Source organism: Pseudoduganella sp. GW821-FHT11H04 (genome assembly GCF_058807935.1).
The window spans coordinates 563267-579540 of the sequence record NZ_JBXARE010000002.1 but is presented as its reverse complement, the minus strand read 5'-3'; the positions used below and the strand labels follow the sequence as shown (position 1 = coordinate 579540).

The 16274-nt window shown below is 60.2% G+C and carries 15 protein-coding genes; 7 read left to right on the top strand and 8 right to left on the bottom strand.

Annotated features, from left to right (window positions below; all coding sequences use genetic code 11):
* Position 1: 1 nt before the first annotated feature.
* From uppS to rpsB, 5 genes are all read right to left on the bottom strand, one after another.
* Positions 2–751, bottom strand: coding sequence for a polyprenyl diphosphate synthase (gene uppS / locus AC1RTP_RS06410; protein WP_498605727.1), 750 nt, complete (start codon positions 749–751; stop codon positions 2–4).
* A gap of 66 nt (positions 752–817) precedes the next feature.
* Entirely contained in the window at positions 818–1378 is a 561-nt protein-coding gene (frr, locus tag AC1RTP_RS06405) for a ribosome recycling factor (RefSeq protein ID WP_498605726.1), read from the bottom strand.
* 32 nt (positions 1379–1410) lie between these two features.
* The gene (gene pyrH, locus AC1RTP_RS06400) at positions 1411–2127 is read right to left on the bottom strand and encodes a UMP kinase (protein WP_498605725.1); all 717 of its coding nucleotides are present in this window, start codon (positions 2125–2127) and stop codon (positions 1411–1413) included.
* Between the two features lie 164 nt (positions 2128–2291).
* Positions 2292–3206, bottom strand: coding sequence for a translation elongation factor Ts (gene tsf, locus AC1RTP_RS06395; RefSeq protein ID WP_498605724.1), 915 nt, complete (start codon positions 3204–3206; stop codon positions 2292–2294).
* 145 nt (positions 3207–3351) lie between these two features.
* Positions 3352–4104: a 30S ribosomal protein S2 gene (rpsB, locus tag AC1RTP_RS06390; protein ID WP_057262713.1), complete on the bottom strand. Its 753-nt coding sequence runs from the start codon at positions 4102–4104 to the stop codon at positions 3352–3354.
* A gap of 300 nt (positions 4105–4404) precedes the next feature.
* On the opposite strand from rpsB, the gene AC1RTP_RS06385 reads away from it, so the two are divergent.
* The 3 genes from AC1RTP_RS06385 (at position 4405) to AC1RTP_RS06375 (ending at position 5673) form a co-directional block, all read left to right on the top strand.
* A complete protein-coding gene (locus tag AC1RTP_RS06385; RefSeq protein WP_498605723.1) occupies positions 4405–4842 on the top strand; it encodes an SRPBCC family protein in 438 nt (145 codons plus the stop codon).
* Positions 4843–4852: 10 nt separating this feature from the next.
* The gene (locus tag AC1RTP_RS06380) at positions 4853–5056 is read left to right on the top strand and encodes a DUF4287 domain-containing protein (RefSeq protein ID WP_498605722.1); all 204 of its coding nucleotides are present in this window, start codon (positions 4853–4855) and stop codon (positions 5054–5056) included.
* 62 nt (positions 5057–5118) lie between these two features.
* Positions 5119–5673 carry a hypothetical protein gene (locus AC1RTP_RS06375; protein ID WP_498605721.1) on the top strand — a complete coding sequence of 185 codons (555 nt, stop codon included), beginning with the start codon at positions 5119–5121 and terminating at the stop codon, positions 5671–5673.
* A gap of 5 nt (positions 5674–5678) precedes the next feature.
* Here AC1RTP_RS06375 and AC1RTP_RS06370 read toward each other — a convergent pair whose 3' ends face one another.
* Both AC1RTP_RS06370 and AC1RTP_RS06365 read right to left on the bottom strand, forming a co-directional pair.
* Entirely contained in the window at positions 5679–7574 is a 1896-nt protein-coding gene (locus AC1RTP_RS06370) for a M6 family metalloprotease domain-containing protein (RefSeq protein ID WP_498605720.1), read from the bottom strand.
* Between the two features lie 115 nt (positions 7575–7689).
* Entirely contained in the window at positions 7690–10107 is a 2418-nt protein-coding gene (locus AC1RTP_RS06365; protein ID WP_498605719.1) for a phosphocholine-specific phospholipase C, read from the bottom strand.
* Positions 10108–10399: 292 nt separating this feature from the next.
* Here AC1RTP_RS06365 and map point away from each other — a divergent pair, with 292 nt between their 5' ends.
* The 4 genes from map to AC1RTP_RS06345 all read left to right on the top strand — a co-directional run bounded on the left by map (position 10400) and on the right by AC1RTP_RS06345 (position 15447).
* Complete coding sequence (map, locus tag AC1RTP_RS06360; RefSeq protein WP_498605718.1) at positions 10400–11218, top strand: type I methionyl aminopeptidase; 819 nt, start codon at positions 10400–10402, stop codon at positions 11216–11218.
* Positions 11219–11234: 16 nt separating this feature from the next.
* On the top strand, positions 11235–13817 hold the full coding sequence (locus AC1RTP_RS06355) for a [protein-PII] uridylyltransferase (protein ID WP_498605717.1): 2583 nt from the start codon (positions 11235–11237) through the stop codon (positions 13815–13817).
* Positions 13817–14566, top strand: coding sequence for a pseudouridine synthase (locus tag AC1RTP_RS06350; RefSeq protein WP_498605716.1), 750 nt, complete (start codon positions 13817–13819; stop codon positions 14564–14566). The genes AC1RTP_RS06355 and AC1RTP_RS06350 overlap by 1 nt, the downstream gene beginning before the upstream one ends.
* A gap of 122 nt (positions 14567–14688) precedes the next feature.
* Complete coding sequence (locus AC1RTP_RS06345) at positions 14689–15447, top strand: flagellar brake protein (protein ID WP_498605715.1); 759 nt, start codon at positions 14689–14691, stop codon at positions 15445–15447.
* Here AC1RTP_RS06345 and AC1RTP_RS06340 read toward each other — a convergent pair.
* The gene (locus AC1RTP_RS06340; RefSeq protein ID WP_498605714.1) at positions 15444–16265 is read right to left on the bottom strand and encodes an aldo/keto reductase; all 822 of its coding nucleotides are present in this window, start codon (positions 16263–16265) and stop codon (positions 15444–15446) included. The genes AC1RTP_RS06345 and AC1RTP_RS06340 overlap by 4 nt on opposite strands.
* Between the last annotated feature and the right edge of the window lie 9 nt (positions 16266–16274).

The following is a 16274-nucleotide window of genomic DNA, read 5'->3' as shown; positions in this document are numbered from 1 at the left end:
TTTAGCTCTTGTTAGCCAGTTGGTCGCCGGTGCGGCCAAAGCGGCGTTCACGGCCCTGGTAGGAAGCAATCGCCTCGTCCAGGCGCTCGGCATTGAAGTCGGGCCAGTAGGTGTCGGTGAAGTGCAGTTCCGTGTACGCCAGTTGCCACAGCAGGAAGTTGGAAATGCGTTCTTCGCCGCCGGTACGGATGAACAGGTCAGGCTCCGGTGCATAAGCCATCGACAGGTATGGCGCCAACTGCTCTTCGGAGAAGTCGGTCGTGCCTGGATGCTCGGCCACCATCTTGCCGATCGCCTGCATGATATCCCAGCGTCCGCCATAGTTGGCGCACACGGTGACGGTCAGGCGGGTGTTATTGGCGGTCTTGCGCTCGGCATTGGCAATCATCTCGCGCAGCTTATCGCCGAAGCGCGACAGGTCGCCCACAACTTTCAGGCGGATATTATTGGCATGCATCTTCGCCACTTCGCGCTCAAGCGCGGTAACGAAGAGTTTCATCAGCAGCGAGACTTCTTCTTCCGGACGGCGCCAGTTTTCGGAACTGAAGGCGAACACGGTCAGGTACTCGATGCCGCGATCGATGCAGGCTTCAACCACGGTACGCACGGCATCCACGCCCTTGACGTGGCCGGCCACGCGCGGCAGGAAGCGCTTGGTGGCCCAGCGACCGTTGCCGTCCATGATAATGGCCACATGGCGCGGCACCTTCGGTGCATCAGGGACTCCGGTTGTCGAACTCGAATATTTCATAGGCACGTAAACTAAAAATCCGGGGAGGGTGCGGGCAATGCCAGCACCCTCCCCGGTTTCTGGACCTTAAACGGTCAGGACTTCTTTCTCTTTTTCGGCGACGGTCTTGTCGATATCGGCGATGAACTTGTCGGTCAGCTTCTGGATTTCATCCACTGCGCGGCGCTCTTCGTCTTCCGAAATGGCCTTGTCTTTCACCAGCTTTTTCAAGCCCTCGTTGGCATCGCGGCGGATGTTGCGAATAGCGACCTTGGCATCTTCGCCCTCGCCCTTGCACAGCTTGACCATCTCTTTACGGCGCTCTTCGTTCAGCGGCGGGGTCGGAACGCGGATCAGGTCGCCCTGCGATGCCGGGTTCAGGCCCAGGTCCGAATCACGGATCGCCTTCTCGATGGCAGCGCCCATTTTCTTTTCGAACGGGGCTACGCCGATGGTGCGTGCATCGACCAGCGTCAGGTTAGCTACCTGGTTGATCGGGGTCGGGTTGCCGTAATAGTCCACCATCACGTGGTCCAGGATGCCAACGTGGGCACGGCCGGTACGCACTTTGGCCAGGTCGGCCTTAAGGGTTTCCAGGGACTTGCCCATTTTGTCCTGGGCATTCTTCTTAATGTCAGCAGTAGACATTCCTACTCTCCTGTTACTTTACTTGAATTATTTTAAACGTGAACCAGTGTACCCTCTTCCGCGCCCATAATCACGTTCATCAACGCGCCCGGCTTGGTAATGGAGAATACTTTGATCGGCAGTTTCTGGTCGCGGCACAGTGCAAACGCGGTGGCGTCCATCACTTGCAGGTGCTTGGCGATAGCGTCATCGAAGCTGATCTTCTGGTACATGGTGGCGTGCGGGTCCTTCTTCGGATCGGCGGTGTAGACGCCGTCGACCTTGGTGGCCTTCAGCACGATTTCCGCGCTCATTTCCGAACCGCGCAGCGCCGCTGCGGTGTCGGTGGTGAAGAATGGGTTGCCGGTACCGGCGGCGAAGATCACGACCTTGCCTTCTTCCAGGTACTGCAGCGCTTTCGGGCGCACATAAGGCTCGACCACCTGTTCGATGCCGATAGCCGACATCACGCGCGCGGTCACGCCCACGTGCTTCATGGCGTCGGCCAGGGCCAGCGCGCTCATCACGGTGGCCAGCATGCCCATGTAGTCGGCGGTAGCACGGTCCATGCCCTGGGCGCCAGGCGCCACGCCACGGAAGATGTTGCCGCCGCCAATGACGACCGCCAGTTCAACGCCCAGCTTTGCGACTTCGGCGACATCCGCCACCATGCGTTCGATAGTGCCGCGGTTGATGCCGTACGGGTCATCGCCCATCAGGGCTTCGCCGGACAATTTCAGGAGGACGCGCTTGAAGGCTGGTTTTGACATGAGCTGGGGCTCCTTTTAAATGTTTTGTTCGGTGTGGCTTCGGCGGCAATGATAACGGAAATGCCATTGTCCACCGTTTAATTCCGGATTGAAAGCCTTAAAAAAGCCTTAACAACCCTTTACTGCAGGCTTAAAAAAACGGGCCTTGCGGCCCGTTCTCTTGATTAAGCGCCTTTGGAGGCAGCCATTTGGGCTGCGACTTCCGCCGCGAAATCGTCAACTTTCTTCTCGATGCCTTCGCCAACCACGTACATGGTGAAGCCCTTGACGGTGGTGCTTGCGGCTTTCAGCATCTGCTCGATGGACTGCTTGTCGTTTTTCACGAAAGCCTGGTTCATCAGGGACACTTCTTTCAGGTACTTGGCAACGGCGCCATCGATGCGCTTGGCAACGATGTCTGCTGGCTGGGCTGGCTTGCCAGCGGCAACTGCAGCAGCTGCATCTTCGTCGGACTTAGCCTGGGCAACCGAGCGCTCTTTAGCGATCAGGTCGGCAGGAACTTGCTCGGACGACAGGGCAACCGGCTTCATTGCAGCGATGTGCATGGCCACGTCTTTACCAACTTGCTCGTCAGCGCCGTCGAATTCAACGATCACGCCGATCTTGGTGCCGTGCAGGTAGGAAGCCAGCTTGCCGGTGGTTTCGAAACGCTGGAAGCGACGGATCGACATGTTTTCGCCGATTTTGCCAACCAGGGCAGCGCGCACTTCGTCCAGGGTCTGGCCGTTGCCAGCTGGCAGGGCCAGCAGGGCAGCAACGTCAGCTGGGTTCTGTTCAGCGGCCAGCTTGGCAGCCAAGGCAGCCAGGGCCAGGAAGTCGTCGTTTTTAGCAACGAAGTCGGTCTCGGAGTTCACCTCTACCAGGGCGCCAACGCCGCCGGAGATGAAGGAAGCAACCACGCCTTCTGCGGTAACGCGTGCGGACGCTTTGGCAGCTTTGCCGCCCAGCTTAACGCGCAGCAGTTCTTCTGCTTTGTCCATGTCGCCGCCGGCTTCGGTCAGCGCTTTTTTGCATTCCATCATTGGCGCGTCGGTCTTAGCGCGCAGTTCACCTACCATTGCTGCAGTAATTGCTGCCATGTGATTCTCCTGTATTCGATTGGGATTTCAGTCCGGGGCGGCGCCAAAGGCAGCCTGCTCGTCCGGGGGATTCTGTTTAAAAAAAAGGGGGAGCTGGTGGGCCACCCCTTTCTCAAGCTGAAGCCGCCTTGCGGCAGCCAGGCAATTAAGCCTGCTCGTTAACTTCTACGAACTCGTCGCCAGCTGCAGTCTTGATGGATTCCAGGACTTCAGTGGTAGCGTTTGCACGACCTTCCAGGATCGCATCTGCAACGCCGCGGGCGTACAGGGTGATCGCTTTGGAGGAGTCATCGTTACCAGGGATAACGTGGGTCACGCCTTCTGGAGAGTGGTTGGTATCGACCACGCCGATCACTGGGATGCCCAGCTTAGCGGCTTCGGTGATCGCGCCTTTGTGGTAACCAACGTCAACCACGAAGATTGCGTCAGGAACACCGCCCATATCCTTGATGCCGCCGATGGATTTCTGCAGCTTGTCCAGTTCGCGACGGAACAGCAGCGCTTCTTTCTTCGACAGCTTCTCGACGGAACCGTCTTCGATCGCGGCTTCCATGTCTTTCAGGCGCTTGATCGAGGTCTTGATGGTCTTGAAGTTGGTCAGCATGCCGCCCAGCCAACGCTGGTCAACAAACGGAACACCGGCGCGCTGAGCTTCAGCAGCGATGATGTCGCGAGCCTGGCGCTTGGTGCCAACCATCATGATGGTGCCACGGGAAGCGGAGATTTGACGGATGGTTTTCATCGCGTCCTGGTACATGGCCAGGGTCTTTTCCAGGTTGATGATGTGAATCTTGTTGCGGTGGCCGAAGATGAACGGAGCCATCTTTGGGTTCCAGAAACGGGTTTGGTGACCGAAATGGACGCCGGCTTCCAGCATTTCACGCATCGTTACAGACATTATTTACTCCAGGGTTTGGTCTGGAATCCGCCCAGTGACCCTTGCGGGCACCCTTGTTGGGGGGATTCGGGTTTATAAAATAAGAAAATTTACAACATTGCAAGAACAGAGTTCAGGCAACCATCGATTTTAGCTTGTTTTGGGGTAGTCATGCAAGCGTGTTACTGCTCTGCAGGGCATGCAACGGGCAGCATTTTAGTGCAAACTTGACAATGAATACAAAAAATTTCGCGCTCCCGTGTCGAATTTGGGCGAGCTGGCGCGTCGTGGCTATACAAACCACCCTCAAGGAGACTCAAAATGGCAAGCACCAACACCATCAAACTGCACCGCGTCCTGCGCGCTTCCCCGGAACGCATTTACAAGGCGTGGACCACGGCTTCGGCCTTCAACAAATGGCTGCCGCCAAACGGCTACCTGGGCGAAGTCCACGAAATGGATGCACGCGTGGGCGGCAAGTACCGCATGTCCTTCACTGACCTGGGCACCGGCTTCACGCATTCGTTCGGCGGCGAGTACCTGGAACTGCATCCGGGCGAGAAGATCCGCTACACCGCGGTCTTCGATGATCCGAACCTGCCGGGGCAGATGCAGACCACGATCACGCTGCGCGCGGTTTCCTGCGGCACGGATGTCGACATCGTGCAGGAAGGCGTACCGGCTGTGATTCCCGCCGATCAGTGCTATGTGGGCTGGCAGCAGTCGCTGGCCTTGCTGGCTTTACTGGTTGAACAGTAAGGAGACGGTCATGGGTTCCCCATCCTCCTACTTCCCTTCAATCGAAGCCAAGTACGGCAAGCCGGTCGAACATTGGCTCAAGCTACTGAAAGGCATGCAGGGTATGAAGCATATGGACATGGTGTCGATACTGAAAACCGACCACGGCATGGGCCACGGCCACGCCAACGCACTCGTGGCTCACCACCTGGCGGAAAGCAAGGAAAAAGCTTGATTTTGATCTAAACGGGCGCCGGGGAGCGTCGCCAAAATGAGGAAACACATTGCGGTGCCCTCATGAGCTTGGTTGACATCACTCCCCTCCCCGCCGAAGATGAAATCATGGATCCCGCCATCAAACAGTACGTCGACTCGAACGCCGCACTTGCCGAAGCGCGCAGCGACCTGAAGCTCGCAGAGTTTCGTGCAACAATGGAAGCCTATACGGCGCGCGCGGATGAACGCGAAGCCGCTGCACGTGAGTGCGAAGCCGCCTCACGTGAACGCGAAACCGCCGCTCGCCAGCTCGCTGATCGGCGCGAAGCTGCTGCGCGCAAACTTGCGGAAGAGCGCGAAGCCGCCACGCGCGAGCGTTTTGAACACATGCAAAGGACCATGGATCGCATTGAGGCTGGAATGGTGAGCCTTAAGCGTACGGTCATTACCACCGCGATAGCCGCCACCCTCAGCACTGTATTCGGTGCCGCCGCCTTCAATGCCGCGCTCATGCAGAATATATTCGCTGCAATCGAGCTCGGCCAAAAGACATCGCCTCCCATACTCAAGATGCAGGCCGACATCGATGAAATAAAAAGGCAGCTCGCAGAGCAGCGAGCTGCAAGGGTCCACTAAGCGAATTACTTGGTGACGGTCAGCGTGTAGTTGCCTGCGCCGCTGTAGCTATACACGGTGATCCGGTAGTAGGCTGCCGCGGCGTTGTAGGTGATCGACTCGGCCGACGTCGGGCTGGTCGAGGATGCCACCTGCACCCACGCACTGCCGCTCCACTGCTCCAGCTTCAGGTCAAAGTCAGCGCCGTTCGCCGGGCCGGACAAGTTGGCTTTGATCGTGCCGCCGTTGTAGTAGAAGTATGGCGATGGCTGGATGGCGGAGGCGTTTGCGCCCGACAGATAACCGGTGTACGTGTCGCCGGCAGCCGTACCATCGCCCTTCACCACATCAAACGAGATCGTCTGCGCGGCAGCGCTGATATTGGCGAGGCCGAAGTTCGAGCCGCTGCCGTTCCACCAGCGCGAATTGGTGCCGCGCGAAGCGTAGTTATTCGGCACCGTATCGTAGAAAGCCTTGTAGATCGCGCCGTCATACAGGTCGGTCGCATCGCCGCGATTGACGTTGTACTCAGGATCGCGGCGGCCGTCTGCGTGTTCCATCTGCACATACGGGTGCCACTCGTCCGAATTGTTACCCGCCGGGTCGATGTGCCACACCGCCAGGCCCGAACCTAGCTGGTACAGGTTCTGGTCGGCTCTATAGATCGCCTCGATGTAGAAGGCTTCGTCCTGCTTGGCCGGATTGGTCCAGCGGTACAGGCTATGCGAGCCGGAGGTATGGCTCAAACGGCCTTTTGGCGCACTGGCATTCAGCACCGGATTCAGCTCCGTCACAGTATCCCAGCCAACCTGGTAGCGGAAGAAGCCATTCGGCGGAACCGGGCGATACTGGCTCTGTGCACCAATACTGCCAAAGCCCATGATGCAATAGCTGGCCGCCGAGCCTTCGGAACTGCCGTCGTAGTCGTAAAGGTCCGGCCACCCCATCACCAAGTGCCCTGTCTCATGAGAAAAGGTGCCGATCGCCAGCGAGTTGCCCATATTGGTGATCTGGTAGTAGCCGGTGCAGACGCCATCCGCGCAGAACTGGTTATTCAGCCAGCCCATATGCGGCCACAGGCCTTTGGACCAGGCGCTGTCCGAGCCGCCGGCATAGAAGAAGTTCAGGCCGCGAATGCGCTTGTTGGCATCGACGCTCAGGGACGCAAAGTTGAAGCCCTGGGTGTATTCCAGCCAGTTCAGCGCTTCGGTGATCAGCTCCTGCGAACGGACGCCGGAATCCAGGGTGCTGTCGGCGTAGTAGGCCTTGTTCTTCTTAGCGCGGTAATAGATCGTCGTGGTGTTGGTGTAATCCAGCTTACCGCCCGACGCAGACTGCCAATAGCCCCGCACCGATTGCGCGTTGCCGAAGCCGGTGTAAGGCATGTCATTCAGGAAGGAATTCACCTGCGCCTGCGTGATCGTGCCCGGCACGTCCGGGAAATCGATGATCACGGTCAGGCCCTTCACCTGCCCCGTCACGGCTGCCGCCAGGGACTGCGGCGCATTGGCTGCGATGCTCGCCGATTTGCGGGCGCTTTCCAGCGTGCGCCCATTCATCTTCTCGAACTTTTCCTTGGCCTTGCGGGCGCGGGCGTCCTGGTTCAGGCCTTCCTGCTTCTTGGCCGTTCCATTCAAGCTGCGGGCTTTGGCGTTGGTCGCCAGCACGCCGGTCGACACCAGCTCGTCGCCAGCAGCATTCACCGTGGCGTAGCAGAAGCCCTTTTTCGCGGCGTCGAAGATGATCAGCGAACCATCGTCGGTACGCTGCTCGGCGTAGTAGTCGTTACCGTCCAGGTGCACGCGCAGCTTTTCGCCGCCCGGCTGTTTGAACTCATACACGCTGTCCTTGTAAGGAATACCAGCCTGCGCGAACAGGCTGGCCAACAACATCACTGCTGCAGTTGCAACTTTCAAGCGCATTTCGGTCTCTCCGTTTCTTGTTGTAAGGAACGGAGAGTTAAACACGCACGATTGTGCAAGTCTTGATGAATTTATAAGTGCACAGTGCGGAAATCAGCACAATTGCACACATCCATCAGGTCACTGAAAATGCCGCCGGATTGGCCAGGGCGGTATAACCATCGTTATAGAGCAGCCAGGCTGCGTAGCTGCCTGCCGCCAGCCCGCTGGTCGAGAATGAAGCACTGCCCGCACCATTGGTGACGTACTGCCAGGACGCCGAAGCGGTCGAACCAGGCGTAACGCCGCTGCGATAAATACCGATCCAGTTCTTGCTGTTCACCTGGGCCGCCGGCACCGTGTAATTAAAGCTGATCGGCGTGCCGGCAGGCACGCTCGCCGCGCTGGCTGCGAACGTCGCCTGCGGGCCGGCCACTGTGCGGCCCAGGACAGGGTCGGTGCGGCTCGCGAGGCCGTTTTCCAGTCGGCCAGCCATGCGGCGCAGGTATTGCGCGTCGAAGTCGCAGGTCACGGACAAGTCATACCAGCCGTAGCTCGCGCTGACCGCCACGCTGACCGTCAGTTGCTGGCCGGCGGCGACCGTATGGGTGCTCGCTGCGCGCCCGTAGGCATTGTCGCTCACCTTGAAGGAGGCGGCACGCAGGCCATCGACGTTGGAAAGCACCACATCGACCGACATTGCCGGAACATTCGGATTCAACCACGCTTCCGGACGGGCGCCGCCGGAAGCCGTGGCCAGCGCCAGCACGCCGGCAAATTCACGCTTGAAGCCATTTGGCCCCACCACGTCCAGATGGTAATTCGCCGAGCTCCAGTTCCAGACTTCGCGTTCGATCTTCTTCCCCGCCTCGACGGTGTAGTACCACGGCCCGTCATTGCGGGCTTGCGAATAAACGATGAAGGCGCTGCCTGCCCCGCCCTGGTTGAAGAACGACAGCTCCACCTGCTTTGACGACGCCACACGGGCGGTTGCCGCAAACGCATACGGCAAGGGGCAGGAATAGCGCGGACTTCCGGCCTCCTGCGCGGGCAGGGCCTGCACCGCTGGCGGCTGAGGATACGGCTTGCCCGACACCAGCTGGTAGGTCGTCGTCTTCGGCACAGTCGATGGCCAGCTCGTATTCGGCGTCTTGAAATCAAAGGCGGAGGTCAGGTCGCCGCAGACTGCCCTGCGCCACGGCGAAATGTTCTCGCAAGCGATGCTGGCGCGCTGCTTGCCAAGCCCCGCCACCAGCCACTCTTCCAGGAAGCGCAGCTTGGAAGTGTGGTCGAACAATTGCGAACAAACGCGCCCGCCTTTGCTCCACGGCGAAATCACCAGCATCGGCACGCGCGGCCCAAGGCCGACCGGCACGCCGCTGTAGTTTTCGTACTGGCCCACATCGGCCATGGTGGCACGGCCCATGCCGGTGTTCAGCGGCGCCAGGTGCGACGGCACGTGGTCGAAGAAACCATCGTTCTCGTCGTAAGTGAGCAGGAAGACGGTTTTCGACCAAACATCCGGATTGGCGACCAGGGCCGCCAGCAGGCGCGCAGTCAGGTTCTCGCCGGCGTTGGGCGAATTCGGCGAGTGCTCGGTATAATCGTTCGGCGCGCAGATCCAGGAGACTTGCGGCAGGCGGTTATTGCGCACATCATCGGCAAACGAAGCCACCAGCCAGTCGGCCTTGGTGCCCTTGGAATTTGCCTCGGTGGAGCCAGGCGCGATCACGCGGCCCTTCTGGTACAGCGGGCTGCTTTGCGACAGGCGAGTACCGTCGGCGTTGACGCGGAAATTGCGGAAGTAGGCCAGGTAGTTGTCGCCGTAGTTGTCCCACTCCTGGTAGACCTTCCAGCTCACGCTGTTCGCCTCCAGCACCTCCGCGTAAGTGCGCCAGTTCGGCGCACTGGCCGTCACGGTCGGCGTGATGTTGTCGTACTGAGGCTCGTTGTTGTAATAGCCAGCGGAATCGATGTTGTACAAGCTTCCCATCGACGACTGCCAATTCTGGTTGGTGCCAGTCAGCGAGTACATGCGGTTCGGGTCGGTGGCGCCGAAGATCGAGCAATGGTAGTCGTCGCAAATAGTAAACGCGTCCGCCAGCGCATAGTAGAACGGCAGGTCGCCGCGATCGAAATAGCCCATGCTCTGCGCGGTCTTCTGCTTGACCCAGGCGTCCCAGCCCTGCCAGGTGGTTTGCGAGCCTTTCCAGCTATGGTTGGTGCCCAGCGAGAGCGCGCTGGTGTTCTTGGCGTCGAAATGGAACGGCAGCACATAGCCGCTGCCGCTGTTAGGCTGGTACCAGACCGGTTTCCCGCCCGGCAGCGTAATGGCGCGCGGGTCGTTGAAGCCGCGCACGCCGGCCAGGGTACCGAAATAGTGGTCGAAGGCTCGGTTTTCCTGCATGAAGATCACAACATGCTGCACATCGGCCAGGGTGCCGGTGGGGCTGTAGGCCGGAACGGCCAGCGCCTGTCGGATCAGATCGGGGAACAGTGTGCTGGCGGCGCCAGCGGTGGCCATGCCAAGGAACTTGCGGCGGCTAGTGGACATCGGGTTTCCTTATGGTCAGGTTTGGGTGTGTCAATTATTGCAAGAAATCATGCGCACGAACGCCGCAAATTTACGTTTCGCATGATTAAACGAAAGAAAACAACACTTCAGCACAATTTACGAAAGAACAACAAAGCATAAGCTTTCGCATAAAAGAAAAAACGCAACCCGGGATACTAAATCGCATTTATGACCGCTTCATGGCATGGGCCAATCGCACCAGGGTCAGGGCCCAAGCCGGCATAGCGTTGTCGTTTATAATCACGGGGACTACGCACCCATAGCAGAATCCATGACTATCAATATCAAAACCCCCGAAGACATCGCAGGCATGCGCGAGGCCGGCCGCCTTGGCTCCGAGGTGCTCGACTACATCACCCCCTTCGTCAAAGCCGGCGTTACCACCGGTGAGCTGGACCGCCTGTGCCACGAATACATGACCAATGTGCAAGGCACCGTTCCAGCCCCGTTGAACTACTGCCCGCCTGGCTATACGCCCTACCCTAAAGCCATCTGCACCTCCGTCAACGACGTGATCTGCCACGGCATCCCGGGCGACAAGGTGCTGAAGGACGGCGACGTGGTCAACCTGGACATCACCGTCATCACCAAGGACGGCTACCACGGCGACAACAGCCGCATGTTCTTCATCGGCAAACCGTCGATCCTTGCCAAGCGCCTGTCCGACGTGACTTTCGAGTGCATGTGGCTCGGCATCGAGCAGGTGAAGCCGGGCGCCACCCTCGGTGACATCGGCCACGCCATCCAGGTGCATGCCGAGAAAAACGGCTACAGCGTGGTGCGCGAATTCTGCGGCCACGGCATCGGCAAGGTCTTCCACGAAGAACCGCAAATCCTCCACTACGGCAAACCGGGCACCGGCCCTGTGCTGGAAGCGGGCATGGTCTTCACGATCGAACCGATGATCAACGCCGGCCGCCGCGAAATCAAGGAAATGCCTGACGGCTGGACCATCAAGACCAAGGACCGCAGCTTGTCCGCACAATGGGAGCACACCCTGGTCGTGACCGAAACCGGTTACGAAGTGTTCACCCTGTCCGCCGGCAGCCCTCCGCCGCCTGCCTTCGTTACCGAACAAGCCGCAGCCTAATCCCGCCGATACACGCATGCCCCACGCCGCGATGAAGAAGGATCTCCGGGAACAGCTGAAGGCCCGGCTCAAGTCGGACCGCCAGCGCATCATTGCCAACTTCCATGAAGATGGCATGCCTGAAAAGCTGCTGCGCAACCTGCGCAGCTCCGTAGACGATGTCCTCACGCAGGCATGGGCGGCGAATCGCCTGCCGCCGCAAGCAGCCCTGGTGGCGGTCGGCGGCTACGGCCGCGGCGAGCTTTTCCCCTACTCCGATGTCGACGTCCTGATCCTGCTACACGAGTCGCCGGACGACGCCACGCGCGGCAAACTGGAAGAATTCGTCCAGCTGCTGTGGGACCTGGGCCTGGACGTAGGCCACAGCATCCGCACCATCGACGAATGCCTGGCCGAGTCCAAGGCCGACATCACCGTGCAAACCAGCCTGCTGGAAGCGCGCATCATCACCGGCAATATGGTGCTGTTCGCGCAGATGCAGGACGCCTACAACAAGGCCATGGATCCACGCGCCTTCTTCGAGGCCAAGACCATCGAAATGCGCCAGCGCCACGCCAAGTACGAGGACACGCCGTTCAGCCTCGAGCCGAACGTCAAGGAAAGCCCGGGCGGCCTGCGCGACCTGCACGTGATCCTATGGATGGCCAAGGCCGCCGGCCTGGCCAACTCGTGGCGTACCCTGGCCGTGCGCGGCCTGATCACCCAGACCGAAGCACGCCAGCTGATGGAAAAGGAACGCGCCTTCAAGGATATCCGCGTGCGCCTGCACCTGGTGGCCGGCCGCCGCGAAGACCGCCTGGTGTTCGACGTGCAGACCGCCGTCGCCGAAACCCTGGGCCTGAAAGCCACCGGCAGCGGCGTCCACATGCGCCGCGCCAGCGAATACCTGATGCAGCGCTACTACTGGGCTGCCAAGACCGTGGTGCAGCTGAACACCATCCTGCTGCAGAACATCGAGTCCTACCTGTTCCCGCACGACGAAGAGCCGATCCGCATCAACGAGCGTTTCAGCGAAGTGAACGGCATGATCGACATGAACGATGACGATACGTTTGAAAAAACGCCGTCGGCCATCATGGAAATCTTTGTGCTGCTGTGCGAGCGCCCTGCCCTCAAAGGCATGACGGCCCGCAGCATGCGCGCGCTGTGGCACGAGCGCTTCAAGATCGACGCCGGCTTCCGCGCCGATCCGGTCAACAAGGCTTACTTCCTGCGCATCCTGCAGGCGCCGCAAGGCATCATCCACAATATGCGCCGGATGAACGAGCTGTCCATCCTCGGCCGCTACCTGCCAAGCTTCCGCAAGATCACGGGCCAGATGCAGCACGACCTGTTCCACGTCTACACGGTGGACCAGCACATCATGATGGTGCTGCGTAACATGCGCCGCTTCACCATGACCGAGCACGCGCACGAATATCCGTTCTGCTCGCAGCTGATGGCGAACTTCCCGCAGCCATGGCTGTTGTACGTAGCGGCGCTGTTCCACGACATCGCCAAGGGCCGCGGCGGCGACCACTCAAAGCTCGGCGTAGCCGACGTCGAGCAGTTCTGCCAGGAGCATGGCATCAACGAGGAAGACACTGAACTGGTGGCATTCCTGGTCGAACAGCACCTGACCATGTCGCACGTGGCGCAGAAGCAGGACATGTCCGATCCGGACGTGATCCAGGCCTTCGCCAAGACCGTGCGCGACGAGCGCCACCTGACCGCACTCTATTTGCTGACGGTAGCCGACATCCGCGGCACCAGCCCGAAAGTATGGAACGCCTGGAAAGGCAAGCTGCTGGAAGACCTGTACAAGATGACGCTGCGCGTGCTGGGCGGAGAACCGCACTCCACCGACCGCGAGCTGAAGAACCGCCAGCAGGAAGCGCTGGCCACGTTGCGCCTGTATGGCCTGCCGCCAGATGCGCACGAAGCGCTGTGGAAGCAGCTGGACCTGGCCTACTTCCTGCGCCACGACGCCAGCGACATCGCCTGGCAGACGCGCGCCCTGTGGGACCGCCTGGACAGCGAACAGCCGGTAGTGAAAGCGCGCCTGGCGCCGATTGGCGAAGGCTTGCAGGTGGCTGTCTACATCAAGGACCAGCCGGACCTGTTCGCGCGCATCTGCTCCTACTTCGACCGCAAGAACTTCAGCATCCTCGATGCCAAGATCCACACCACGAAGCACGGCTATGCGCTGGATACCTTCCTGGTCACCGAGCAGAATTTCGCCAAAAGCTACCGCGACATCATCAACCTGATCGAGCATGAGCTGTGCGAGCTGCTGGTGACGCAAGGCCCGCTGACCGCGCCGAGCAAGGGACGCCTGTCGCGCCTGTCGCGCACCTTCCCGATACAGCCGACCGTGGACCTGCGTCCCGACGAACGCGGACAGTACTTCCTGCTCTCCGTAGCGGCGAATGACCGCACCGGCTTGCTGTATTCGATTGCGAACGTACTGACCAAATACAAAATCAACCTGCATACGGCCAAGATCATGACCCTCGGCGAACGCGTGGAAGACGTGTTCATCGTCGATGGCGCGGCGCTGGCCAATGCCCGTACCCAGCTGCAGCTGGAAACCGACTTACTCGAAGCACTGAAAATCTGATGTCCGAAGAATTATTACGTCTCTCCAAGCGCATGTCCGAACTGGGCCTGTGTTCCCGCCGTGAAGCCGATGAATGGATCGCCAAAGGCTGGGTGCGCGTGGACGGCAAAGTGGTGTCCGAACTGGGCACCAAAGTCTATCCAAGCCAGAAAGTCACCGTGGAGCGCCAGGCCGCGGCCGAACAGGCGCGCCGCGTCACGATCCTGATCAACAAGCCGGTGGGCTACGTCAGCGGCCAGGCAGAAGACGGCTACCAGCCGGCAGTGGTCCTGATCAAGCCGGAGAACCGCTGGGCCGAAGACAGCGCGCCGGAACGCTTCGACCGCAACCAGCTGCGCAGCCTTGTGCCGGCGGGCCGCCTGGACATCGATTCGGTCGGCCTGCTCGTGCTGACCCAGGATGGCCGCGTCGCGAAGCAGCTGATTGGCGAGAACACCCACGTTGACAAGGAATACCTGGTACGCGTGGAATACACCAAGCCTGGCCGCCTGCCCGACAGCGAATTGAAGAAGCTGAACCACGGACTGTGGATGGATGGTAAGCCGCTGCTGCCGGCCAAGGTGCGCTGGCAGAACGACGACCAGCTCAGTTTCACCCTGCGCGAAGGCAAAAAGCGCCAGATCCGCCGTATGTGCGAGATGGTCGGCCTGCGCGTGGTGGGCTTGAAGCGAGTGCGCATTGGTCGTGTAAAACTTGGCAACTTACCTGAAGGACAATGGCGTTACCTGAGCCCGGACGAGTGCTTCTGAGTCGGCATCAACGCAACAGAAAAGCAGCTTTCATTGCCGTTTAGCAAGCGGAGCACGCCGGAACGCGGTAAAGTAACCGGGTCTTCTCCTAAAAAACGAGAACCTGAGCTGTGAACGATCCAATGCAAAACGACCTCCGCAAGGGGCCGCCCCGTCCACAAGACGTGGTGGAACCGATGGACGCGGGGTCAAATCCACATGACATCGTGGACCCCGATGAAATCGGCGATGCGCTCGCCGAGCTGGCCGAAGCAGGCGATGCGATCTCCATTTATCACAGAGATCGCGCCGACGCTGTGCTGGCGCGCTTGCTGTCGGTCGATCCAGAATTACCGCACTTTGTCATCCAGCTCAATGAAGGCTCCTCGCTGCCGCCTGGCGAATGCACTTTCGTCGCGTGGCTGCACGGCGCCAAGTTCCAGTTCAAGCTGAACGACCCGCAATGGAATTCCCTGCCCGAGCAGCCGACGCTGATTCCAGCGCAGTTCCCGGAACGCTGCCAGGTGCTGAACCGCCGCGCGGCTCCTCGCCTGGAAACCCCGCTCGGCACCTACCACACCGCTTCCTTCGTCCTGAATGGCAAGCCGTATGAGATGCAATTATACGATTTCGCCGTTGGCGGCGTAGGCATGCGCTGCGCACCGCGCGATGCGGTCGGACTGCATGTGGGCCGCCGCTTGCAGCGTGTGCGCCTTGATATGGGTCCGGGTTCGGTGCTGATCTGCGACCTGGAAATCCGCCTGGCGCGCCAGTTCCGCTCCTTCCTGCTCGGCGAGCAGGTGCAGATTGGCTGCCAGTTCCAGAACCTGTCGCCGCAGATGCAGGACGAACTTCAGCGCATCCTGGAGCGGCTCAGGACCACTCGCGGCGGCCAGCGCTAAAGCATGTCCAGCGGAGTGGCCCGTGTCGGCGGCGCGAAGGATTTATCCAGCAATGCCAGGTCTTCCTGGTCCAGCCGCAGCATCATCGCCGCAGCGTTGGCGCGCACATGCGCCTCGCTGGTCGCCTTTGGGATCGGCAGCACACCGTCCTTACGCAGCAGCCAGGCCAACGCGATTTGCGCAGGCGTGGCCTGGTGGCGCGCGGCGATGGCCACGAGGGCGGGATTGGACAGCAGGTGTTGCTGCTCCTTGCGGTCCGCTTCGAGCGGCGAGTAGGCCATCAGCAGCACGCCGCGCTCCTGGCACCACGGCAGTAAATCCCACTCGATGCCGCGCCGGCGCAGGTTGTACAGCACCTGGTTGGCTTCGATGGCCTCGCCGCCCGGCAGCGCATCGGCTTCCTTCATATCGGAGAGATCGAAGTTGCTGACGCCGTATTCGTGAATCTTACCGGCCTGCTTCAGGGCCGTCAGCCCTTCAAGCGTTTCAGCCAGCGGCACGCTGCCGCGCCAGTGGAGCAAATAAAGGTCGATGTGATCGACCTTCATGCGTTTGAGGCTTTTCTCGCATGCCGCCACCACGCCGTTGCGGGAAGCGTTCTGCGGCAGCACCTTGCTGACCAGATAGGCCTCGCTGCGGCGGCCCGCAAGCGCTGTACCGACTACTTTTTCGGCCCCGCCATCAGCATACATTTCCGCCGTGTCGATCACCGTCATCCCCAGGTCAAGGCCCAGTTGCAGGGCGCGCACCTCGGCCGCTTTGTCGGCCGCGCGTTCGCCCATATTCCATGTGCCCTGCCCCATCCTCGATAGCGTCATGGTCACACT